23 protein-coding genes are annotated in these 22,683 nt (G+C 31.1%); 13 read left to right on the forward strand and 10 right to left on the reverse strand.

Features of this window, described 5'->3' with window-relative positions:
* Positions 1-32: 32 nt before the first annotated feature.
* Positions 33-737 (forward strand): YwaF family protein, encoded by a 705-nt coding sequence (locus IFB02_RS08930; RefSeq protein ID WP_106687634.1) that lies wholly within the window; start codon positions 33-35, stop codon positions 735-737.
* Here IFB02_RS08930 and IFB02_RS08935 read toward each other — a convergent pair.
* From IFB02_RS08935 to IFB02_RS08975, 9 genes are all read right to left on the reverse strand, one after another.
* Positions 724-912: a hypothetical protein gene (locus IFB02_RS08935; protein ID WP_106687633.1), complete on the reverse strand. Its 189-nt coding sequence runs from the start codon at positions 910-912 to the stop codon at positions 724-726. The genes IFB02_RS08930 and IFB02_RS08935 overlap by 14 nt on opposite strands.
* Positions 913-1,003: 91 nt before the next feature.
* On the reverse strand, positions 1,004-1,765 hold the full coding sequence (gene rluF, locus IFB02_RS08940; protein ID WP_106687632.1) for a 23S rRNA pseudouridine(2604) synthase RluF: 762 nt from the start codon (positions 1,763-1,765) through the stop codon (positions 1,004-1,006).
* A gap of 2 nt (positions 1,766-1,767) precedes the next feature.
* Complete coding sequence (locus IFB02_RS08945) at positions 1,768-2,607, reverse strand: alpha/beta hydrolase (RefSeq protein WP_223878830.1); 840 nt, start codon at positions 2,605-2,607, stop codon at positions 1,768-1,770.
* A gap of 2 nt (positions 2,608-2,609) precedes the next feature.
* Positions 2,610-2,975 carry a cupin domain-containing protein gene (locus IFB02_RS08950; protein WP_106687631.1) on the reverse strand — a complete coding sequence of 122 codons (366 nt, stop codon included), beginning with the start codon at positions 2,973-2,975 and terminating at the stop codon, positions 2,610-2,612.
* Positions 2,972-3,373, reverse strand: coding sequence for a hypothetical protein (locus IFB02_RS08955; protein WP_106687630.1), 402 nt, complete (start codon positions 3,371-3,373; stop codon positions 2,972-2,974). The genes IFB02_RS08950 and IFB02_RS08955 overlap by 4 nt, the downstream gene beginning before the upstream one ends.
* A gap of 62 nt (positions 3,374-3,435) precedes the next feature.
* Positions 3,436-3,987: a hypothetical protein gene (locus IFB02_RS08960; RefSeq protein WP_106687629.1), complete on the reverse strand. Its 552-nt coding sequence runs from the start codon at positions 3,985-3,987 to the stop codon at positions 3,436-3,438.
* A 17-nt stretch (positions 3,988-4,004) separates the two neighbouring features.
* Positions 4,005-5,525: a helicase HerA-like domain-containing protein gene (locus IFB02_RS08965; protein WP_106687628.1), complete on the reverse strand. Its 1,521-nt coding sequence runs from the start codon at positions 5,523-5,525 to the stop codon at positions 4,005-4,007.
* An 87-nt stretch (positions 5,526-5,612) separates the two neighbouring features.
* Positions 5,613-6,305 carry a hypothetical protein gene (locus IFB02_RS08970; protein ID WP_106687627.1) on the reverse strand — a complete coding sequence of 231 codons (693 nt, stop codon included), beginning with the start codon at positions 6,303-6,305 and terminating at the stop codon, positions 5,613-5,615.
* Positions 6,306-6,341: 36 nt separating this feature from the next.
* The gene (locus IFB02_RS08975; protein WP_106687626.1) at positions 6,342-7,082 is read right to left on the reverse strand and encodes a hypothetical protein; all 741 of its coding nucleotides are present in this window, start codon (positions 7,080-7,082) and stop codon (positions 6,342-6,344) included.
* Between the two features lie 168 nt (positions 7,083-7,250).
* On the opposite strand from IFB02_RS08975, the gene IFB02_RS08980 reads away from it, so the two are divergent.
* The 12 genes from IFB02_RS08980 (at position 7,251) to IFB02_RS09035 (ending at position 21,988) form a co-directional block, all read left to right on the forward strand.
* Positions 7,251-7,880, forward strand: a complete 630-nt coding sequence (locus IFB02_RS08980) for a 7-carboxy-7-deazaguanine synthase QueE (RefSeq protein ID WP_106687625.1) — start codon at positions 7,251-7,253, stop codon at positions 7,878-7,880.
* Positions 7,881-7,947: 67 nt separating this feature from the next.
* The gene (locus IFB02_RS08985) at positions 7,948-8,496 is read left to right on the forward strand and encodes an HNH endonuclease family protein (protein ID WP_106687873.1); all 549 of its coding nucleotides are present in this window, start codon (positions 7,948-7,950) and stop codon (positions 8,494-8,496) included.
* A 182-nt stretch (positions 8,497-8,678) separates the two neighbouring features.
* Entirely contained in the window at positions 8,679-10,352 is a 1,674-nt protein-coding gene (asnB, locus tag IFB02_RS08990) for an asparagine synthase B (RefSeq protein WP_106687624.1), read from the forward strand.
* Positions 10,353-10,550: 198 nt separating this feature from the next.
* Positions 10,551-11,291: a hypothetical protein gene (locus IFB02_RS08995; RefSeq protein WP_106687623.1), complete on the forward strand. Its 741-nt coding sequence runs from the start codon at positions 10,551-10,553 to the stop codon at positions 11,289-11,291.
* Positions 11,292-11,595: 304 nt separating this feature from the next.
* Positions 11,596-13,530 (forward strand): DNA topoisomerase (ATP-hydrolyzing) subunit B, encoded by a 1,935-nt coding sequence (gene gyrB / locus IFB02_RS09000; protein WP_106687622.1) that lies wholly within the window; start codon positions 11,596-11,598, stop codon positions 13,528-13,530.
* An 80-nt stretch (positions 13,531-13,610) separates the two neighbouring features.
* Positions 13,611-14,624, forward strand: coding sequence for a DUF6588 family protein (locus IFB02_RS09005; protein WP_317173456.1), 1,014 nt, complete (start codon positions 13,611-13,613; stop codon positions 14,622-14,624).
* Positions 14,625-14,708: 84 nt separating this feature from the next.
* A complete protein-coding gene (gene mdh, locus IFB02_RS09010) occupies positions 14,709-15,635 on the forward strand; it encodes a malate dehydrogenase (RefSeq protein WP_106687620.1) in 927 nt (308 codons plus the stop codon).
* A 123-nt stretch (positions 15,636-15,758) separates the two neighbouring features.
* Positions 15,759-16,406 (forward strand): DUF4412 domain-containing protein, encoded by a 648-nt coding sequence (locus IFB02_RS09015; protein ID WP_191072674.1) that lies wholly within the window; start codon positions 15,759-15,761, stop codon positions 16,404-16,406.
* 105 nt (positions 16,407-16,511) lie between these two features.
* Positions 16,512-17,114: a hypothetical protein gene (locus tag IFB02_RS09020; protein WP_106687618.1), complete on the forward strand. Its 603-nt coding sequence runs from the start codon at positions 16,512-16,514 to the stop codon at positions 17,112-17,114.
* 130 nt (positions 17,115-17,244) lie between these two features.
* The gene (secDF, locus tag IFB02_RS09025; RefSeq protein ID WP_106687617.1) at positions 17,245-20,256 is read left to right on the forward strand and encodes a protein translocase subunit SecDF; all 3,012 of its coding nucleotides are present in this window, start codon (positions 17,245-17,247) and stop codon (positions 20,254-20,256) included.
* A 289-nt stretch (positions 20,257-20,545) separates the two neighbouring features.
* On the forward strand, positions 20,546-21,472 hold the full coding sequence (gene lgt, locus IFB02_RS09030; RefSeq protein WP_106687616.1) for a prolipoprotein diacylglyceryl transferase: 927 nt from the start codon (positions 20,546-20,548) through the stop codon (positions 21,470-21,472).
* Positions 21,473-21,988 carry a DUF192 domain-containing protein gene (locus tag IFB02_RS09035; RefSeq protein WP_106687615.1) on the forward strand — a complete coding sequence of 172 codons (516 nt, stop codon included), beginning with the start codon at positions 21,473-21,475 and terminating at the stop codon, positions 21,986-21,988.
* A 163-nt stretch (positions 21,989-22,151) separates the two neighbouring features.
* Here the strand turns inward: IFB02_RS09035 and IFB02_RS09040 are convergent, their stop codons facing one another.
* On the reverse strand, positions 22,152-22,655 hold the full coding sequence (locus IFB02_RS09040) for a hypothetical protein (RefSeq protein WP_106687614.1): 504 nt from the start codon (positions 22,653-22,655) through the stop codon (positions 22,152-22,154).
* Positions 22,656-22,683 lie beyond the last annotated feature (28 nt).

Raw genomic sequence — 22,683 nt, forward strand, 5'->3', positions numbered from 1 at the left:
ATTTTTAAACCTGATTAACTTCAGGTTTTTTTATGCCCTTAACTCAACGTGTCTTATTTGGAAGTTTAGAACACTTGCTGCCAATTATTTTAGCTATTGGTATTGGTTTTTTAGTAATTTTTTACAGTAAAAAGCAAACATTAAAAACACAATATTTAATATTTAATTTATTAGGTGTTTTGGTATCAGGAATTATGGTACTTTTTCATCTTTATCAAATAGGATTTACTACTTATAGTTTACAAACAGACTTACCTTTATTTTTATGTAGTTTTATGGGTTTGTTTATTGTTGTATTTACGGTTAGTAAAAGTTATTTGCTTTTTGAAATATTGTTGTTTTGGATAATTCTAGGAACCATTCAAGGTGTGATTACTCCAGACATTGCTATTGGATTTCCTTCGTTTGATTACTTTAGATATTGGATTGTTCATTTAGGTTTAATTTTAATTATACTTTATGCAATAAGTGTCTTAAAATTTAAACCAACTTTAAAAAGTGTTGTAAAGTCTTTTTTAGTTTTGCAAGTCTATGCTTTAATCTTAATGGCGATTAATTATCTGTTAAATTCTAATTATTCGTATTTAAATAAAAAGCCAATCTCAGCTTCAGTATTAGACTACTTAGGAGATTGGCCTTATTATATAATAAAGGTTGAGGTAATGTTAATACCTGCTTTTTTAATAGTGTATTTACCATTTTATTTGTTTGGTAAACAATCTGTTAAGACTCGATAGGTTTATCTTTTCTGTATTTAAGCATAGAAACACCAGATAAGAAAAAAATTCCACCCAAAATAGTTAAAGCCCAAGGACTTAACGCAACTAGGTTGTTGCCAAAAATACCTAAGATACCTAATATTAATGCTATCATTCCGCCAATGGTTAATACCAATGCTAATATTCTAATCATAATTCAAATTTTTTTGGTTGAATTATAAAGATAGCTATTATTTGTACGGATTAGACTTAATGATATGTTAATCAATAGGTTTAAGGTAGTGTTATTTTTTTCGTCTATTAGTAGTTTGTGCTTTAAATGTCTTGGTAGAATCTTCTAAAAGTGCATTTAAAGTCTTGATTTCTTCTTTAGTAAATTCACGATAAGATCCAACTGGAACATCTAATTTTATATTCATAATTCTAACACGTTTTAGGGTTTGTACTTCGTAACCTAAATACGTACACATACGTCTAATTTGACGATTTAATCCTTGCGTAAGTATAATGTTAAACGTGTGACTATCCAGTTTTTTTACTTTACACTTTTTTGTGGTTTTACCTAGTTCTTCTAAATATATTCCGTTAGACATTCGGTTAATAAATGTTTGCGATATAGGTTTGTCTACGGTTACGACATATTCTTTTTCGTGATTATTACTAGCGCGAAGTATTTTATTGACGATGTCACCGTCGTCTGTTAAAAAGATTAATCCTTCACTTGGTTTGTCCAAACGTCCGATAGGGAAAATTCGTTTTGGATAATTAATAAAATCTATAATATTGTCTTTTTCAACTCTTGTATCTGTTGTGCAAACTATACCAACAGGTTTGTTAAACGCTAAATAGACAAATTGGTTTTTATTGTTTTTTACAATTTCACCATCTACAGCTACAACATCTTTTTCGCCAACTTTTGTGCCCATTTCTGGAACAATACCATTAATGGTTACACGACCAGCATCTATTAATTTATCGGCTTCGCGACGTGAGCAATATCCAGCTTCACTTAGATATTTGTTAAGTCTTGTTAGTTGTTCTTCCAAAGTTAATTGTTTATAAAGTTTACAATTAGATCGTCTATGCTTTCGTCTTTTAAGCTATGACCTAAACCTTCTGTAGTTTTTAAAGTAGAATTTTTATAATGTTTTGCTATTAATTCAGCTTCATTATAATCTATAATTTTATCAGATTTATCGTGAATAATCAAACCTTCAGCTTCTATTGTTTTTGAAAAGTTAGCTGAAGAAAAAAATGCAGGTTCGTTATCATATTTGTCTACAACTAATTGGTTTAATCCTTTTTCAATTTTACGATTATAATTTAGCAAATTAACGTAGTTTTTGAAAATTTTTGTAAACTCTGATGGCGCGCCAAGTAACACCAATTTTTCTATACTATTTAATTGATATTTATACTGAAAAAATACAGTAGCCATACCACCAACCGAATGACCAATAACGATATTTGGTTTGTAGTGATTTGCAACAATATTTATAAACTCTGAATACAAAATAGCATTAAATTTATTACCGCTAGATTGTCCATGTGCAGGAGCATCTAAAGCAACAATATTATAATCTTCTTCTTTTAATTTATTTATTAAAGATTTCCAACGATAGGTATTACTTTCCCAACCGTGAGCTAATAAAACTGTTTGTTTATTACCTTTCCAGTTGTAAGTATGTATGTTGTAGTCTTCGTAGTTTAAGGTAAGCTGTTCTGCATTTTCTAAAAAGCTTTTTTGCCAATGGTTTAACCTACCTTTTCTTGGCGTAGCAAAAATATCTAATGCTTTTGTACTTGCATATTTTGGCGCAATATGACTAATAGTGTTTAGCGATGTGCCAATAATTTTTGGTAAAGCTTTTTGAATTATTTTTTTCATTATTATTGGTCTTCTCTGTGAATTAAATCCATAGAAAATGCTGGTGTACAAATAGAAATATATTCGCAAGCAACAGTAAATGGATTAGAGTATTGTATTCTTGTGTTTTTATTGATTTTTATAGATTGTCCAGCTTCTAAAACAACGGTTTCATCTTCAATAATAAATTGCTTTTTACCTTTTATAATATAGGTATACTCATCAAATTCTGGAGTCTGAAATGGCTCTGACCAACCAGCAGGCGCAATCATGTGCGCTATGCTTATATCTTTATTATCATTTGTAGCTTGTCCAAAATGTTCTTCTATTAATTTTCCGTCAGTTGTTGGTACAACAAATGGGCTATTTTGTATCGTGTATTTTTTCATTTTTCAGTAGCTTTTTCATAGGTTTTTAATATGCTTTCTAGAGCGTTGTAATCTTCAATTGTAAGAAAAGATTTTTCTATTCTAAAATCATTTTGTTTTTCAGAAATTAATCGCATCCCGTGTTGGTTTCTGTTAATTCTTTTCAATTCATTTAAATCAAAAGATTTGCTAAAAACACCTTTAGTTTTAATTATGTTGTTATCTATTTGATAGATTATTCCTTTGTCTAAAAAATACGCTAAAAGATAAAAGATAACTAATGGAATACCGAGATATTTATACCATAAAGAGTTTTTGCTGTCATAATAAAACATAGTAATAGAGTAAATGATCCATAATACAGCAGCAATAAGATTTGCTTTTTTCTTTTTTGAATTTTTAAATTGGACAACACTCATTAATTACTTGCTTAATATTTTTACTAAATACTAAATACTAAATACTAAATACTAAATACCTTTTACCATCCAATCATGAAATGTTTAATTTTTGCTTGATCAGGAATATTAACTGGTTCTATAGTTTTTCTCATATCAAATCTAAACTCAGCAGGCAAATCATTTTTATCAAAAAGAAACATTAAAGGACTACCTTTTACACTTACAGAAGCACTTTTAAAAGAATTTTGAATTTTTGTGATTTCGTAATTGTTTTCTATATCACCAAAAGTACTTAGACTATTAATACCTTTTTCGGTTTTAAATCTTGAGTCCTTAAATTTAATTGATGAAATTAAAGAAGTACTATCTAAAGCTTGTTTAGGTGTAATACTTAATAAATGGTTGCCGCCTTTTTCATAAACTTCTATACTATTAAAAGTACCAGTAAACTCGTCTCCTGCAATGGGTTTAACAACAGAGTCTTTTGCAAAAATAACATCTAGATCTTTTACTTGAGTGCTATCTGTTATTAAACCTACATTATGGTCTGTAATTAAAAAAGGATTTACTTCTTTTTTACAAGAAGTAGCTAAAGCTAATAATGTACTTAGGGCAAATATTGTTTTTTTCATTTTTGTTAGTCGTTATTTTATTTCATTACTTTTTTAAGTATTCCAAATGCAGCTCTAATAAATGTAGCACTTGTTAATACTTTAATAATTGGGTTTTGTCTTGTGCTTCTTCGGCTTCTGCTGGATGATCTTGATGCTTTTTCTTTTGCTTCTTTTTCTTCTTCTTCGGCTTTTAGTTGTTCTGCTTTTTCAATTTTTTTGTTTAAAATTTCATAAGCACTTTCGCGATCTACTTCGTCATTATATTTTAACACTAACTTAGAATCGTCAAGAAGATTTTGCAACTCTTTGTCTGTTAGTACATCCATTCTACTCATTGGAGCACGCATCATAGTTGCGGCTAATGGTGTTGGTCTTCCTTTTTCGTTTAGAGCTGATACTAAAGCTTCACCTGTTCCTAAACTAGTTAATACTTCGGCAGTATCATAATAATCTGTGTCTGGATAATTTTGAGCGGTTAGCTTTATAGCTTTTCTGTCTTTAGCTGTAAAGGCACGTAAAGCATGTTGAATTTTTAAACCTAATTGACTTAATACGCCTTCAGGAACATCTGTTGGGTTTTGAGTTACAAAGTATAAGCCAATACCTTTACTACGTATTAGTTTTACAATACTTTCAATTTGATTAAGTAAAGCTTTAGAGGCTTGATCAAAAATTAAATGCGCCTCGTCAATAAACATGATTAATTCTGGTCTGTCTGCATCGCCTTTTTCTGGAAAAGTCTCGTAGATTTCTGCCAAAAGGCTTAACATAAATGTCGAAAATAATTTTGGTCTATCTTGTATGTCTGTTAATCTAATAATATTAATGTAACCACGACCATCACGCGTAGTACGTACTAAATCTTCTACTTCAAAACTTTTTTCACCAAAAAATAAATCGCCACCTTGTTGTTCTATTTCTATTATTTTTCTAAGAATTGCTCCAGAAGATGCTGTACTTATTCTTCCGTAAGCTTCTTTAAATTCTTCTTTACCTTCGTCTGTAGCATATTGTAAAATCTTTTTAAAATCTTTTAAGTCTAATAACGGTAATTTGTTATCATCACAGTATTTAAAAATAACAGCAACAATACCAGCTTGAGTTTCGGTAAGATCTAAGATTCTTGAAATTAATACAGGACCAAACTCGCTAATCGTTGCACGAAGTCTTACACCATCTTGCTCAGAAAGACTCATAATTTCTACTGGAAAACTTTTAGGCTCAAAAGATAGGCCTATTTTTTTCATGCGTTCGTCTATCTTAACATGACCAGGACTTGGTTGTGCAATTCCGCTAAGGTCTCCTTTTATATCCATTAATAAAACAGGAATACCTTTTTCGCTTAAATTTTCAGCTAAAACTTGAAGTGTTTTAGTTTTTCCTGTACCTGTTGCTCCAGCGATTAAACCATGTCTATTCATGGTTTTTAGCGGTACATTTATATATGCGTTTTGTAATGTTTGTCCATCCAATATAGCCGATCCTAAAGTGATAAAATCGCCTTTACAAGTATTACCTTCAACTATATGATTAAAAAAATCTTCTTGTCTACTCATCGTATTAAATTTGGATAAAAATACAGGAAAAAACAGGAAGAAAAAAATTACTAATCAAGCAAATATTAATTCAATATTAAGTTATGACTAGTCTAATTTGGTGACGCCAATATTTGCAAACTTAGCGTCTATAGTTGTACCATTATTATTAATAACATATCTTATTTTAATTACATCATTGGCGTTTACAGGATACATAATGGCGCCACTTGTTCCCCAATAATCTGTGCTTTGTAAAGTAGCAACACCTCTATTTAAATAACCAACAAGTGTATTATTTATAAATAAGGCTAAAATATATTTGGTGTTTCCGTTAGGCATGTTTGGAGAAGATAAAGATGCGGTAAATAAATAATTTCCTGCTTGATTGATACTAATAGTACCATTTGCTGTTACATTATACAAATCTGTATTGTTAGAAATTGTATTTGCATTGCCAATAGGAAAATCTACATACGTATTATTAGGCGTTAAAATTGCGTTATTATTTGTAGGAAATTCTCGATTAACTATTAAAGTACGATTAGATTGCGGTGTCCAATTATTGTTTTTAAAAACATAATATGCATTTGTAGTAGTGTTATAAACCATTGCGCCTTCAAGTGGCGTTGGTATTGCATTCATCTGTGTTGTAGTCATTCTTGGAGGAACGAATGCGCCAGTTGTACTGTCTATTTGTAAAACAGATCCATCATCTGGATTTGAAGTGTTAATACCAACCTGCGATAGTGTAAAAGTTGAAAAAAATGAAAATAAAATTAGAGGGATAATTGTTTTCATGGCTATAAATAGTTTGGGAGAAATTGTATGTTATGGTTATAATATTTTTTCAATATAAAAATTGGTGCTTCCAACAGATCTTAAATTTACTGCTCCAGTATTTCCTGCTCTTAAAATATCAATACTAATAACATCGCCAGCATTAACTTGTATTACTTCATTTAGATTTAAAGTGGTCTCTTCATGACCGTTAGCTCTTCTCATGTAACCAGTAGAAGAAAATGATCCTACTTGTGCACCATTAACAGATATGTACATTTCTGGAGCCTTTCTAGCAGTTGTATTTGCAGACACAATACTAGCATTAACAAGTAACTCATATCTACCGGTTTCGTTAATAGTTATAGTATGGTTTATGTTATCAACTGTATATAGAGTTGTGTTGTCATTCCATTCCATCAGTCCAAAAACAGGTAAGTTTATGGCAGCGTTATTATTTATGTTAGTTGTAACATCAATATTACTATATTTAGTAGATTGTCCAAGTGATGCTGTTGAGGTCGCAGTTGCGCTTACAGCTTCCCAAACAGGTGTTCCTGTAGTGTTTATGTTATATTGAAATTGATCAACATCTGTATTAAAAATTATTAAACCATTTGCAGGGTTTATAATTGCATCACGTTCTGCGGTTGTTAATCTTGGAAATAAAACTCCTTTTTCATTGCTTTCTATATCAAGTATCGCAGAATTATCTGGATTTGAAGTGTTAATACCAACCTGCGAAAGTGCAAATGTTGAAAAAAATGAAAATAAAATTAGAGGGATAATTGTTTTCATGGCTATTAATCTTTTCAGTTTAAAAATACTATCTCTTATAATTTTTACGAAAAAATAGAGTATTGGGTTTTGCTTTTTTTCGATGTTTACCTCGTTTTTCTAGATTAAACGTAATTCAAAACCGAAAATTCGATAGTAATTCAGCTATTTATCTTACTTTTGCCCACCATGAAAAAAGAAATAAGAGAATTAGTAGACAAAGGTTTGATGCTTCCATTAATGGAAGAATTTTACACAATTCAAGGTGAAGGTTATTTTAAAGGAACTGCTGCCTATTTTATAAGAATTGGAGGATGTGATGTTGGTTGTCATTGGTGTGATGTTAAAGAAAGTTGGATTGCAGAATTGCATCCGCCAACAAAAACAGAAACCATTGTTGCTAATGCTAGAAAATATAGTGATACCGTTGTAGTTACTGGTGGAGAACCTTTAACTTGGGATATGACCGAACTTACCAAACAACTAAAAGCAGTAGGTTGTAAAACACATATAGAAACTTCTGGAGCTTACGAGTTAACAGGTGAATGGGATTGGATTTGTTTATCTCCTAAAAAAATGAAATTGCCAACTCAAAAAGTATATGACAATGCTAACGAGTTAAAAGTAATTATCTACAACAAAGACGACTTTAAATTTGCCGAAGAACAAGCTAGTAAAGTAAACGCCAATTGCATATTGTACATGCAGCCAGAATGGAGTAAAAGAGACAAAATGATACCTCAAATTGTAGATTATGTTATGGCTAATCCTAAATGGAAAGTATCTTTACAAACACATAAATACCTTAATATTCCCTAATTTTTAGTAAATTAGCAGTCCATACTATCAATCATACTGTATATAATGTGTGTAAATGAAATACAATATGATTAGAAACTACTACAATGAAATCTGGAAAGATATCGTCTTTGATGATAAGATTTCCACAGAAATGACATTTAAAATCTCTAACCATGGTCGGCTAATTAAAGTTGTAAATGGTGAAGATGTTTTAATAGAAAAACAATATTCCATAAATGGATATAACACTGTTGCTGTAGAAAAAAATGACGGCAAAAAAACAGCAAGATATATTCATAAATTAGTAGCGCAACACTTTTTAGATCAGCCAGAAGACGCTACATATGTGATTCATCTAGATTATGATAAGTTTAATAATAAGGTCGAAAACCTAAAATGGGCAACAAAAAGAGAAAAAGAAGTGCACCAGTTTAGTAATCCGCATTATAAAACTAGAAAAAAGATAACACCTTCGGCAAAATTAACCGAAACTCAAGTTATTCGATTAAAGAAAAAACTGTTTGACCCAAATAGAAGAACTAGATTAAAAATACTAGCTAAGCAGTTTGGAGTGTCAGAGATGCAATTACATAGAATAAAAACTGGAGAAAATTGGGGGCATATTAAAGTGTAAACTTTAAAGTCACAAATTTTAACTCATCCATTAAATTTGCCTTCAAAAACAAACAATATGTAACTTAATATTAGTTTGTTTGTTAAAAATGTAAGCATAATAGTGTAAACTGTTTTAATACTGAAAGTTAAATGTCATATTTGTTCTATCAAATAGAAACTAACAGATTAAAATAAAATATTATGTGCGGAATTGTATGTGCTTTCGATTTAAAACAAAAAAGTGAAGATTTAAGACCTCAAATTCTAGAAATGTCTAAAACCATTAGGCATCGTGGTCCAGATTGGTCAGGTATTTACAGTGATGATAAAGCAATATTAGCGCACGAGCGTTTGGCTATTGTAGATCCAGCTTCTGGTAAGCAACCACTATTTAGTCCTGATAAAAAACTAGTTTTAGCTGCTAACGGAGAGATTTATAACCATAGAGAATTACGTAAGCAATTTGAAGGGAAATACGATTTTCAAACACAAAGTGATTGCGAAGTTATTCTTGCATTGTATCAAGAAAAAGGTGTTGATTTTGTAGATGAAATGAACGGTATTTTTGGATTTGCAATTTATGATACTGAAAAAGACGAGTATTTTATTGCAAGAGACCATATGGGAATTATACCGTTATATATTGGATGGGATCAAAACGGGACATTTTATGTTGCTTCAGAGTTAAAAGCGCTAGAAGGAATTTGTACTAAAATAGAATTATTTCCTCCAGGTCATTATATGTCTAGTAAAGATGGCGAATTTGTTAAATGGTGGAACAGAGATTGGAGAGAATACGACAATGTAAAAGATAACCAAACAAGTATAGCAAAAGTAAAAGACGCTCTAGAAGCTGCTGTAAAAAGACAGTTAATGAGTGATGTGCCTTATGGTGTATTATTGTCTGGCGGATTAGATAGTTCTGTTACATCTGCAATTGCAAAAAAATATGCACAATTAAGAGTAGAAAGCGATGATCAACAAGCAGCTTGGTATCCGCAATTACATAGTTTTTCAGTTGGTTTAGAAGGTTCACCAGATTTAGCTGCTGCTCAAAAAGTAGCAGACCATATTGGTACTGTACATCATGAAATTAAATTTACAATTCAAGAAGGGTTAGACGCTATAAAAGATGTGATTTATAACATCGAAACTTATGATATTACGACTATAAGATCTTCAACACCAATGTATTTAATGGCTAGAGTTATAAAATCTATGGGTATAAAAATGGTGTTGTCTGGAGAAGGAGCAGACGAGGTTTTTGGAGGTTATTTATACTTTCACAAAGCGCCAAATGCAAAAGAATTTCATGAAGAAACAGTGCGTAAGATAGATAAACTTCATATGTACGATTGCTTAAGAGCAAACAAGAGTTTAGCTGCTTGGGGAATTGAAGGTCGTGTGCCATTTTTAGATAAAGAATTTATGGATGTAGCTATGAGTATTAATCCGCAAGACAAAATGATAAATGGCGAACGTATGGAAAAGTGGATTATACGTAAAGCTTTTGAAGATATGTTACCAGCAAGTGTAGCTTGGAGACAAAAAGAGCAGTTTAGTGATGGTGTTGGATATAGTTGGATTGATACTTTAAAAGAAATAGTAGAAAAAGAAGTAACAGATGAGCAAATGGAGAACGCAAAATTCCGTTTTCCAATTCAGACACCACAAAATAAAGAAGAATTTTATTACCGTTCTATTTTCGAGTCGCATTTCCCAAGTGATGCAGCTGCATTAAGCGTACCTCAAGAAGCAAGTGTAGCTTGTAGTACAGCAACAGCTTTAGAATGGGATGAAGCATTTAAAAACATGAACGAACCATCGGGAAGAGCGATAGCAAACGTGCATGATTCAGCATATGTAAAGAGTTAAAAATTTATTTGGAAAAATATTTTGATTATAGTTAGTTAAAAGCCAGTTTTATACTGGCTTTTTTATTGCATATTGATTAATTAGTCATTAACCGAACGAAATCACTTACTTGTCGTTAAAATGTAAAAAAATATTGTTTAAATGATTTTTTTGTTGTAATTTAGAGTATTCCCTAAGGCTTTAATAAATCATAAATTTATGTTTGTAAAATTAAAGTTTAAAATAATTTTTTTCCTTATTACTTGTAGTGTTACTGCGCAAGTAGGAATAGATACGCCTAATCCAACAGCAACCTTAGATGTAAATGGAAATTTGCGAGTAAGAGATATTGTTGAAGAGACCAATGTTGCTGTAAAAACATTAGTTGCGCAAGACTCGGTTTTGGTTACATCTAACGAGATTATAAAATCGATTCCTTCAAAAGATATTATAGAATCTGTACTGCTAACAGCAGTTAAAGGAGGATTTGTTAACTCTACATCATCTTCTATAAACTTAGCAACTACATATACAGATATTCCTTTTGATAGTGAATCTTTTGATTTAAATAGTGAATATGACACCACAACACACACATTTACTGCCAAGCAAAATGGTATATATCAAATAAATGTGCAGGTAAATGCAGCTGCATCAATATCTGCATCTACAAATTACGGAGTTTGCATTTTAAAAAATGGAACTATCGTCGCGCAGGAAAACTTTAGCAACGTTACAGTTAATGTAGTTTTTCCAGAAATGGACTTAATTGTAGTGACAATACCAGAAACTTTATTGTTAAATTTACCGGTAACTCCACCAGCTAGAAAAACAGAAACATTAGTGCAGTTAAACGTTGGTGATACAATAACTTTTCAAATGTTTTCAGATTTAGGAGCAACTGTAAATTTATCAGACAATATTATAGATAGTTACTTTACAATTGTTCAAATAAGGTAATAAATTGATGTGTTTTAAGCGATTTAAGCAATGTTGTAAAATTTCATTTAAAAACACATCTTAAAAATTCGAAAAATAACGTTTAAGCTACTTTTTAATCGTTTTAAGAGGTTTTTATTGTTTTTAACAAATGTTGATAATTTTTCTTTAGTAGGCTTAAAAAAGCTTGAAAAAGCCTTAATATTTCGTATATTTGTTTGTACTCATAATGGGCGCACAAGCGTCTTTTTTTATGTGTATATGTTAGTTGCGATAGACTAACAATCTATTTTTAACTTAGGAGTAAAATTAAATATTTCGATATATGAGCGAAGAAAAAAAACAATATTCTGCCGATAGTATACAGGCGTTAGAAGGAATGGAGCACGTACGTATGCGTCCATCCATGTATATTGGTGATGTTGGTGTAAGAGGATTACATCACTTAGTTTATGAAGTTGTAGATAACTCTATAGACGAAGCGTTAGCAGGACATTGTAATAATATTACTGTAACAATTAATCAAGACAACTCTATTACTGTAGAAGATGATGGACGTGGTATACCTGTAGATATACATAAAAAAGAAGGTATTTCTGCATTAGAAGTTGTAATGACTAAAATTGGTGCTGGAGGAAAATTTGATAAAGATTCTTATAAAGTTTCTGGAGGATTACACGGTGTTGGTGTAAGTTGTGTTAATGCATTATCAGAGCATTTAAAAGCAATTGTACATAGAGACGGTAAAATTTGGGAACAAGAATACGAAAGAGGTAAAACGCTTTATCCTGTAAAAGCAGTAGGCGATACAGATAAAAGAGGTACAGTTGTAACTTTTAAGCCAGATCCACAAATTTTTCAGCAAACATTAGAGTATAATTACGATACTTTAGCTAGTCGTTTACGTGAATTAGCATATTTAAATAAAGGAATCACTATACATTTAATAGATCAAAGAGCTACGAAAGAAGATGGTTCTTTTGAAGGTGAAACCTTCCACTCAGAAGAAGGATTAAAAGAATTTATAAAATTCTTAGATGGTAATCGTGAGCCATTAATGCAAGATGCTATTTCTTTTGAAGGAGAGAAAAACGGAGTTCCTGTTGAAGTTGCGATGATTTACAACACTAGTTATGCAGAAAATTTACACTCTTACGTAAATAATATTAATACACACGAAGGAGGAACACACTTATCAGGATTTAGACGTGGATTAACTCATACTTTAAAAAAGTATGCAGATGAGTCTGGAATGTTAGATAAGTTAAAATTTGATATCGCAGGAGACGACTTTAGAGAAGGATTAACTGCAATTGTATCTGTAAAAGTAGCAGAACCGCAATTTGAAGGTCAAACAAAGACCAAACTAGGTAACCGTGAAGTTTCTGCATGTGTAAGTCAAGCAGTTTCAGAAATGCTTACAGATTACCTAGAAGAAAATCCAGATACTGCAAAAACAATTGTACAAAAAGTAATATTAGCTGCACAAGCACGTCATGCTGCACAAAAAGCACGTGAAATGGTACAAAGAAAAACAGTAATGAGTATTGGTGGTTTACCAGGAAAATTATCTGATTGTTCTGAGCAAGACCCAGAAAAGTGCGAAGTGTTTTTAGTTGAGGGAGATTCTGCAGGTGGAACAGCAAAACAAGGTAGAGATAGAACGTTTCAGGCTATACTTCCTTTAAGAGGTAAAATCTTAAATGTAGAAAAAGCAATGACGCATAAAGTGTTTGAAAATGAAGAAATTAAAAATATTTTCACAGCACTTGGTGTAACTATTGGTACAGAAGAAGATAGTAAAGCATTAAACCTTTCAAAATTAAGATATCATAAGATTGTTATTATGTGTGATGCCGATATCGATGGTAGCCACATTGCAACGCTTATCTTAACATTCTTCTTTAGATACATGAAAGAATTAATTGAGGCTGGTCACGTTTACATAGCAACGCCTCCATTATATCTAGTTAAAAAAGGAAACAAAAAACAATACGCTTGGAATGATAAAGAACGAGATGATATTGTTAAAGAATTTGGAGAATCTTCAAAGATTCAAAGATATAAAGGTTTAGGAGAGATGAATGCAGAGCAACTTTGGGATACAACCATGAATCCAGAGTTCCGTACCATGCGATTAGTGCAAATAGACAATGGTACAGAAGCAGATCGTGTATTCTCTATGTTAATGGGAGACGAAGTGCCTCCACGTAGAGAATTTATCGAGAAAAATGCAATATATGCAAATATAGATGCATAAGTCTAGCTAGCAAAAACTAAAAATAAAACACCTGTAACACACCAATACAGGTGTTTTTTCGTTAATAATAAAAATTATATATGATGAAAAAAATAACTCAATTGCTAATTGTATTGTTTGTAACAACAACAATTGCACAAGACGATTTAAACGATCTGTTAGCAGCAGGAATAGAAGACGCTAAACGATTTTCTACAAGCTACTTGCTACCAGCGACAGATGGATTAGCTTATGGAATAAATAATGGATGGGCAAATAATGCAAAGTCACCAAAAAAATATGGTGTAGAGTTGTCTATTATAGGAAATGCAGGATTTATTAAAGACGAAAAAAAATCGTTTGTTTTAAATGTAAACGATTATGAAAATATTAGGTTTCAAGATAATAGTCCTTCAAAAGTGGTGGCAACTGCATTAGGACATAACGATCCAGATGTTACAGTAATTGTAACGTATGACGATCCAATTTTTGGAAATCAAGAAGTAGAGTTAACTTTACCAACAGGTATTGGAGCAGCAAACGTAAATTTACTACCAACAGCATATTTACAAGGAAGTTTTTCAGTATTTAAAGGTACGCAAATAAAAGGAAGGTTTTTCCCAAAAGTAGAAACCGAAGATGCTAAAATTGGACTATACGGTTTAGGTATTCAGCAAGAATTTACATCGTGGTTACCAGCAGATAAAGTTTTTCCAGTAGCAATTTCAGGATTAATAGCTTACACCCATTTAGACGGAAGTTATGATTTTACATCAACCAATGTCGTAGATGGAGAAAATCAACAAGTTCAAACAAATGTAAATTCTATGTTATATCAATTAATTGTTGGTACAAAACTTAAGGTTATTAATTTTTACGGTTCTGTTGGTTATATAGATGCAAAAACAACAACCGATTTATTAGGGACTTATGTTGTGTCTAATGATGTGCTTTTTTCAGAAGAAATTGTAGATCCATTTTCTATAGAAAGTACAACACAAGGTGTAATTATAACATTAGGAGCAAATTTAAAATTAGGTTTTTTTGGGCTTAATGCGTCTTATGCAATTGCAGAATTTGATAGCGCAACATTAGGAATTAATTTTAGCTTTTAGAAACTCAACAAATTAGCATAATTCTTCCGCTTAAATTGTTAAATTTGTAACACAAATTTTTTAACACAATATAAATTTATAAATATGAAAGTAACAGTAGTTGGTGCAGGAGCAGTAGGTGCAAGTTGTGCAGAGTATATTGCTATTAAAAACTTCGCTTCTGAAGTGGTCTTATTAGACATCAAAGAAGGATTTGCAGAAGGTAAAGCAATGGATTTAATGCAAACAGCATCTTTAAATGGTTTTGATACCAAAATTACAGGTGTAACAAACGATTATTCTAAAACAGCAGATAGTGATATTTGTGTAATTACTTCTGGTATACCTCGTAAACCAGGAATGACTCGTGAAGAGTTAATAGGTATAAACGCTGGTATTGTAAAATCTGTATCGTCTAGCTTAATAGAGCATTCTCCAAACACTATTATTATTGTTGTTAGTAACCCAATGGATACTATGACATATTTAGTGCACAAAACTACAGATTTACCTAAAAACCGTATTATAGGAATGGGTGGAGCATTAGACTCTGCACGTTTCAAGTATAGATTAGCAGAAGCTTTAGAATGCCCAATTAGTGACGTAGACGGAATGGTAATTGGTGGACATTCTGATAAAGGTATGGTACCATTAACAGCTCATGCTACTCGTAATAGTGTAAAAGTTTCAGAATTTATTTCAGAAGAAAGGTTAAATCAAGTAAAAGAAGATACCAAAGTAGGTGGAGCAACATTAACTAAATTATTAGGTACATCTGCATGGTATGCGCCAGGAGCAGCTGTTTCTGGATTAGTTCAAGCAATTGCTTGTGACCAGAAAAAAATGTTCCCTTGTTCTGCTTTATTAGAAGGAGAATTTGGATTAAACGATTTATGTATTGGTGTTCCTGTAATTTTAGGACGTAACGGTATAGAAAAAATCGTAGAAATAGAATTAAGTGATGCAGAACAAGCACATATGAAAGAAAGTGCAGAAGGTGTATCAAAAACTAATGGATTATTAGAGCTGTAAGCTTTTATATGAAATAGGAAATTAAAAGCCTCATTTTAATAATGAGGCTTTTTTTATTCAAAAAGAATTAGTTTGTTATAAAATCCTTACATTTCAGAATTAATAATTTAAACGGAAAAAATCATGAAAAAACTATTACAAATAGCCTTTACTTTTGCGGTAACATTAAGTATTGCACAAGGAAAATTGACTGAAGGTGTTATAACATCAAAAATGACAATGAGTAGTGCAAATGAACAATTAAATGCACAATTACAAATGGTAGGCGACACGCAAATTTTAACTTACATAAAAGGTGCAAAGATGAGGTCTGAGACTTCTAATCCAATGACAGGAGAAACAATTTCGATAACAGATAGAGATGAAAATAAAGTCTTAACTTTACAAAACATACCTATGTATGGTAAGACGTATTCTATTTCAGAATTTGTAAAAGACGATATAGATACAGAAGGAATTGACATAAAAAAAACAGAAAACGCTAAAGAGATATTAGGTTATACTTGTGATGAGTATGATATAATCATGACTCAAGATGGTGTTGATATGACGGTAAAAGTTTTTGCAACTACGCAAATAGAAGCGGTAAGTAAACAAACCGCAACATTTGGAGGTAAGTTTGAAGGTTTTCCTATGCATATGGTTTTTGATGTAAAACAACAAGGTATGGATATGGTAATGACATATGAAGTCACAGATGTTTCTAAAGATACTGTTCCAGATGATAAATTTGATATGACAGTTCCTGAAGGTTATATTGAAAAACAATAATTAAAAAACAATAAACAAAAGAAAAGCAGCAAAATAGCTGCTTTTTTTTATGATTAAATTTAAGTAAAATAGACTTTAAGTAATTTAATTTTTATATTTGGCAGCATGAAAACAAAATGGTACTTAAGTGCTTTAATTGTTGTGTTTGCTCTTATTGGTCTAACACAAAATAATACCTCTTTACCCAATCAAGAGGTTAATGTGCATTTTAATACCCAAAACGTTACAGTAAATCAATCTAAAACAGCAATCGCACTAATTAAAGAACAATTAGAAGTTTTAGGTGTAAAAAATATACAAGTAACACAAAGTCCCAATCAGCAACTTAAGATTAAATATTATAGCTCTAAACATGTGGTTTTAGTTAAACAAAAACTACAAAATGTAATAGAGTTTCAGTTAAATCTAGTATTAAATAACCAAGACCATCACAATAATCAAGAGACATCAAATATAAATTTAGATGTTGTCGAAATTAGCCCATTAAACACAAATTCCTCAAATTCGGCAGGTAAAAGTATTTTAGTCGTTAAGCAGGATTTAGATAGATCTACAACAACAAATATACCTGTAGGTTATTTTAACAATGTTATTTGTATTAGCAATAGTTTAATTGCTAAAAAAGTAAAAATCACAAGTACATCTTCACTTGTTGTAAAAGAAAATAGTTACGCAATTCCAGAAGTTAGAGCAGGACCTTTAAGCTAACATAAGTAACTACGCAATGTGTTAATAAACACGTTAAAAACAACATAATCAAACTTAAAACATAATTGTCAATTCGTGGGTAAAAAACGTATATTTGCCCGATTTATAATTGACCAAAATTTAAACAATAATGCAAAACAAAGGATTAGTAAGACTATTTGCAGTTTTATTTGGATTGGTAAGTATTTACCAATTGTCTTTCACATTTAAAAATAATGCGATAGAAAGTGAAGCTAAGCAAGTAGCAGAAAGTAAAGTAGATGCTTCTGCAAAAGATCGTAATGATAAAGTAAACGAGATTGAAGCAAGTTACTTAGACTCTTTAGCAACATCTAAAGAAAAAGTATTTTTAGGAAACACTTACAGTGAAGTAAAAGAAAACTCTATGAAGTTAGGTCTTGACCTAAAAGGAGGATTAGAGGCTATTTTACAAATTTCTGTAAAAGATATCTTAATAGGACTAGCAGACGATAGTAAAGATCCAACATTTAGAAAAGCGTTAGACGATGCAGATCAATTACAAAAAGATAGTCAAAACACATATTTAGAAGACTTTTTTGTTGCTTTTGATGCTATAAAAGGAGACAAGAAGTTAGCGTCTCCAGATATTTTTGCTACGCGTTCTTTAGTAGGAGAAATAGATTTAAATATGTCTGATGATGATACTAAAAGAGTATTAGAAACAAAGATAGACGAGTCTGTAGTTTCTGCTTTTGAAGTATTACGTAAGCGTATTGACGAGTTTGGTGTAACGTCTCCAAACATTCAAAGATTAGGAAACTCTGGTCGTGTATTATTAGAACTACCAGGTGTAAAAGATGTAGAAAGAGCTACAGACTTAATCACTAAAACTGCACAATTAGAGTTTTGGTACGGATCAAGAGGCGAGTTATTTAGTTCGTTTTTAGTAGAAGCTAACAATGTTTTAAAAGAAAAATTAGGTGCTACAGATCAAACTTCAGAAGAAGCTTCAACAGAAGAAGAAATGTCTGATGAAGAAAAAGCAATTGCAGAATTAACAGGAGAGCAAGACGAAACTGTTACAGAAGTAAATCCATTATTAGATTTATTTGTTGGACCAGGATTTGGAGCAACTTTAGCACAAGTAAAAGTAGAAGATAAAGAGCTTTTAGCAAGTTATCTTGAAATGCCAGAAGTAAGAGCAAAATTACCAGCAGAATTAAGATATACTAAATTCGTATTTGGTAAAGTAGAAGAAGGTAACGAGTTAGTAGATCTTTATGTATTACAAGGTAATAGAGACAATAAGCCACCATTAAATGGATCTGTAGTAACAGATGCAAGACAATCTTACAACCAAGCAAACAAAGTAGTTGTAAGTATGCAAATGGATAGTAAAGGTGCTAAAACTTGGGAAGAAATGACAGGTGAAGCATACAAAACTCAAGGTCAAATTGCAGTTGTATTAGATAACACTGTATATTCTGCACCAACAGCATCAAACGGTGCAATTGCTGGAGGAAGCACAGAGATTTCTGGAAACTTTAAATTAAGTGAAGCTAAAGATTTAGCAAACATTTTACGTGCAGGTAAATTACCAGCAAGAGCAGATATCATTCAAAGTAGTGTAGTAGGACCATCTTTAGGACAAGAAGCAATAGATAGCGGTACAATGTCTTTTGGTATTGCATTAGTGTTAGTATTATTATGGATGGTGTTTTACTATGGTAAAGCAGGTATATTCTCAGATATCGCAATGTTATTCAATATCTTATTAATCTTCGGAATTTTATCTGGTATTGGTGCAGTATTAACGTTACCTGGTATTGCAGGTATTGTATTAACAATTGGTATGTCGGTAGATGCTAACGTACTTATTTTTGAGCGTATTAGAGAAGAATTAGGTAAAGGTAAAGATCAAAAATCTGCAATTAACGACGGATTTAGCAACGCTTTATCTTCAATTTTAGATGCAAACATAACAACAGGTTTAACAGCATTAATCTTATTCGTATTTGGTACAGGACCAATTAAAGGTTTTGCAACTACATTATTAATAGGTATTGGTACATCTTTATTTACAGCAATTTTTATTACTAGATTATTAATTGACTGGTATGTTAATAAAGGAGGAAAATTAGACTTCTCTACAGGAATTACTAAAAACTTATTTAGAAATATTAATATAGAATTCCTTAAAAAACGTAAAGTTGCTTATGCAATTTCAGGAGTATTATTAGTATTAAGTTTAGGATCTTTATTTACAAACGGATTAGATCAAGGTATTGATTTTGTTGGAGGACGTACTACACAAGTTCGTTTTGCAGAGCCAATAAGCGCTGTTGAGGTAGAAGAAATTTTAGCTTCACCAGAAGTGTTTGGTAGTGCAACAGTAAAAACTGTAGGAGATCAAAACAACTTAAAGATTTCAACTAAATATAAAATCAACGAAACAGCTAACGAAGTAGACGAAGAAGTAAGAACAAAACTTTACGGTGCGTTACAACCTTACTTAAATGGTCAATCTTTCGAAGAATTTAAAGACCTTTCTAAAGCAGATAAGCAAGTAGGAATTATGGACCAATATAAAGTAAGTCCATCAATTGCAGACGATATCAAACAAGCCTCTTTCTGGGCAGTATTAGGATCTTTAGTAGTTGTATTCTTATATATCTTATTCCGTTTTAAAAGATGGCAATTCTCTCTTGGTGCAGTAGCAGCAGTATTCCATGATGTTATAATTGTATTAGGTGTATTCTCATTAACATACAAGTTTATGCCATTCTCAATGGAAATTGATCAAGCGTTTATAGCAGCAATACTAACAGTAATTGGATACTCGTTAAACGATACCGTAGTAGTGTTTGACCGTATTCGTGAGTTCTTTAATGAATACACAAACTGGCCATTCACAGAAGTTATAGACAAGTCTTTAAGTAGTACATTAAGCCGTACATTAAATACATCTTTAACTACATTAGTAGTATTATTAGCGATCTTTATTTTTGGTGGCGAATCAATTAGAGGATTCATGTTTGCCTTAATCGTAGGTGTAATTGTAGGTACATATTCATCATTATTTATCGCAACACCAATTATGTACGATACTGCTAAAAAAGGAGACGCAGCACAATCTTTAAAAAAGAAAGAAGAAGTAATTGACGAGACTGTTGTAAAATAGTCCTTCAAACTCCAAATAATAAAAAAGCCTTTTTGCATTAGTAAAAAGGCTTTTTTTATGTAATTATTTTGGGCGTTACCCATTTTTGCTTTTAGGGCAAAAGTGCGTCGGGCTTTCGCTAGTCGCAATCAAAGATGTGCTCCAACAATAGCTCAATCCCTAACGCATAAGCCAACATAATTTTAAGCCTAATAATTATAAATTTAAAATCAATTAATTAATAAACCTGCGTTAATTCTATTTATAACTAAAGCATAAATACTATATTTACAATCGTAAAAAAAATAACATGTACGCATTAAAATTTGACTGGAATCCAATAACAGGAATAGATATAGCAGGAAACTTCAAAATTCATTTTTATAGCTTAATGTGGATTATAGCTTTTGTTTTAGGACATAAAATAATGAGCTATATTTTTAAGCGCGAAAAAATCAAACTAGAATATCTTGATCCGCTATTTATATATACAGTATTAGCAACCATGTTAGGCGCAAGATTAGGTCATGTTATTTTTTACCAACCAGAATTGTTTGGTCAAGATTTTTTAAGTGTCTTTTTACCATTTAGAACAAAACCAGAATTTGAATTTACAGGATTTCAAGGACTAGCAAGTCATGGTGCTGCAATAGGTATTATAGTAGGAATGTATTTATACCGAAAAAAATATAATTACAAATCGCTAATGTGGATTTTAGACCGTATTGTAATTCCTGTAGCATCTGGAGCTGTCTTTATTAGAATAGGAAACTTTATAAACTCTGAAATAATAGGTAAAGTCACAGATTCTAGTTTAGGAGTTAGATTTGTACAAGATTATTATCACAAGTCCGATATAGTAAAACTTACAGGAATTAAGGATGTAAAAAAAGCCTATGCAGCAGTTACCGATAATCCAAAGTTTGCAAATTTATTAGAGGCAATACCTTATCGTCATGCAGCGCAATTATACGAGTCTTTTTGTTATGTATTTGTATTTTTAATTCTGCTGTATTTTTACTTAAAAACAAATAAAAGTGAGCAACGTGGTTTCCTTTTTGGGTTGTTTTTAGTGCTATTATGGACTGTACGATTTTTTGTAGAGTTTGTAAAAGAAGCACAAAATCCAGAACGTGCAGATTGGATGTTAAATACTGGACAATGGTTAAGTATTCCTTTTATTCTAATTGGACTGTATTTTATGTTCATGTATAAACAAAAAACAGAAAAAGCATAAATGAAAAATGTATTTAGTCTTGTAGTTATATCTTTAGTGTTAGTACTTGTAACTTCTTGTAAAGAAGAAAAAGTAGTAACACCTGTTAAAGTAGATTTTAAAAAAGAAGGTGAGTTAACTTTGTTTAAAGGTACAACAGATACAATTATTAAAATATTTGATATAGAAATAGCAAAAACACCTTACGAAATCCAAACTGGATTGATGTATCGTGATGCTATGAAAGAAAATCAAGGAATGTTATTTGTGTTTCCAGATATAAGAGAGCGTAGTTTTTATATGAAAAACACTCGTTTTCCTTTAGATTTAATCTTTATAGATCACAATAAACGTATTGTTAGTTTTCAAGAAAATGCCAAGCCAATGGACGAATCTTCTTTACCGTCTAACGCAAAAGCACAATTTGTTTTAGAGCTTAATGCAGGAATGGCTCAAAAACTATTGCTAGAAGTTGGTGATAAAATGGATTACTACGAGTATAGAATTGTAAAAGATACAATATCTATTAAAAAGTAATTGATTAAAAAGAAATGTAAAAAGGCTGAAGTATTAAGTCAATCCTTTTAATTTATATCTTGTTTTGTTATTCCGCACTTGATGAGGGAAATCCGATAGGATTTTCCGTTAAAAACCAATGTAAATTGTAATTAATTCCGTTTAGAAATACAGTCTCAATGAGTTATAAATGTTGTTGTAGCCAGTTTTTTTTGTCAAATTCAAAATCAATATTAGAATATTCAATAATGGCTAAGCTTAATCCAATAGTTTCATCTTCTGAAATCATCAAGCCATAATATAAATCATCCTTATTTTTATAGTCGTCATAAGTCTGTTCGTGAATATCATTTTTAAACCACCATGTCATTTGTTTAAAAGTTTTCCAATCAGACCAATTTTGGTCATTCTCATCGTTACCATATTCATTTATTAATAAATCAATGAGCTTTTTTAATTCAGAGTTTTCATAATTTGATGACCTTAATTCAAGATGTCTTGCTTTTTTATCAAACACCGAGATTAGTATTTGGTCAAACAAACCAAAAAAAATTGCTTTCAAGTCAAACAGTAGAAAATTCCTATTTTTATTATGGTCAGAAATCAAATCAGCTTTGAATTCTGAATTTCGATAAAGGAAATCGGTATCAATTTCTAATAATTCTTTTATGTTTTTTGGGTTTCTCAAAATTGGTTACATCTTACGTTGTCATTCC

Origin of the sequence: Mesoflavibacter profundi (assembly GCF_014764305.1) — a bacterium.
In the GTDB taxonomy this organism is placed as follows: domain Bacteria; phylum Bacteroidota; class Bacteroidia; order Flavobacteriales; family Flavobacteriaceae; genus Mesoflavibacter; species Mesoflavibacter profundi.

Coding starts and splice junctions, on each gene's coding strand:
- secDF (WP_106687617.1), top strand. CDS start 17,245: ATGCAAAACAAAGGATTAGTAAGACTATTTGCAGTTTTATTTGGATTG.
- IFB02_RS08995 (WP_106687623.1), top strand. CDS start 10,551: ATGTTTGTAAAATTAAAGTTTAAAATAATTTTTTTCCTTATTACTTGT.
- IFB02_RS08970 (WP_106687627.1), bottom strand. CDS start 6,305: ATGAAAACAATTATCCCTCTAATTTTATTTTCATTTTTTTCAACTTTT.
- IFB02_RS09035 (WP_106687615.1), top strand. CDS start 21,473: ATGAAAAATGTATTTAGTCTTGTAGTTATATCTTTAGTGTTAGTACTT.
- asnB (WP_106687624.1), top strand. CDS start 8,679: ATGTGCGGAATTGTATGTGCTTTCGATTTAAAACAAAAAAGTGAAGAT.
- IFB02_RS08950 (WP_106687631.1), bottom strand. CDS start 2,975: ATGAAAAAATACACGATACAAAATAGCCCATTTGTTGTACCAACAACT.
- IFB02_RS08955 (WP_106687630.1), bottom strand. CDS start 3,373: ATGAGTGTTGTCCAATTTAAAAATTCAAAAAAGAAAAAAGCAAATCTT.
- gyrB (WP_106687622.1), top strand. CDS start 11,596: ATGAGCGAAGAAAAAAAACAATATTCTGCCGATAGTATACAGGCGTTA.
- IFB02_RS08965 (WP_106687628.1), bottom strand. CDS start 5,525: ATGAGTAGACAAGAAGATTTTTTTAATCATATAGTTGAAGGTAATACT.
- IFB02_RS08985 (WP_106687873.1), top strand. CDS start 7,948: ATGATTAGAAACTACTACAATGAAATCTGGAAAGATATCGTCTTTGAT.
- IFB02_RS08975 (WP_106687626.1), bottom strand. CDS start 7,082: ATGAAAACAATTATCCCTCTAATTTTATTTTCATTTTTTTCAACATTT.
- IFB02_RS08960 (WP_106687629.1), bottom strand. CDS start 3,987: ATGAAAAAAACAATATTTGCCCTAAGTACATTATTAGCTTTAGCTACT.
- IFB02_RS09005 (WP_317173456.1), top strand. CDS start 13,611: ATGATGAAAAAAATAACTCAATTGCTAATTGTATTGTTTGTAACAACA.
- mdh (WP_106687620.1), top strand. CDS start 14,709: ATGAAAGTAACAGTAGTTGGTGCAGGAGCAGTAGGTGCAAGTTGTGCA.
- IFB02_RS09020 (WP_106687618.1), top strand. CDS start 16,512: ATGAAAACAAAATGGTACTTAAGTGCTTTAATTGTTGTGTTTGCTCTT.
- IFB02_RS08930 (WP_106687634.1), top strand. CDS start 33: ATGCCCTTAACTCAACGTGTCTTATTTGGAAGTTTAGAACACTTGCTG.
- IFB02_RS08945 (WP_223878830.1), bottom strand. CDS start 2,607: ATGAAAAAAATAATTCAAAAAGCTTTACCAAAAATTATTGGCACATCG.
- IFB02_RS08935 (WP_106687633.1), bottom strand. CDS start 912: ATGATTAGAATATTAGCATTGGTATTAACCATTGGCGGAATGATAGCA.
- IFB02_RS09015 (WP_191072674.1), top strand. CDS start 15,759: ATGAAAAAACTATTACAAATAGCCTTTACTTTTGCGGTAACATTAAGT.
- lgt (WP_106687616.1), top strand. CDS start 20,546: ATGTACGCATTAAAATTTGACTGGAATCCAATAACAGGAATAGATATA.
- IFB02_RS08980 (WP_106687625.1), top strand. CDS start 7,251: ATGAAAAAAGAAATAAGAGAATTAGTAGACAAAGGTTTGATGCTTCCA.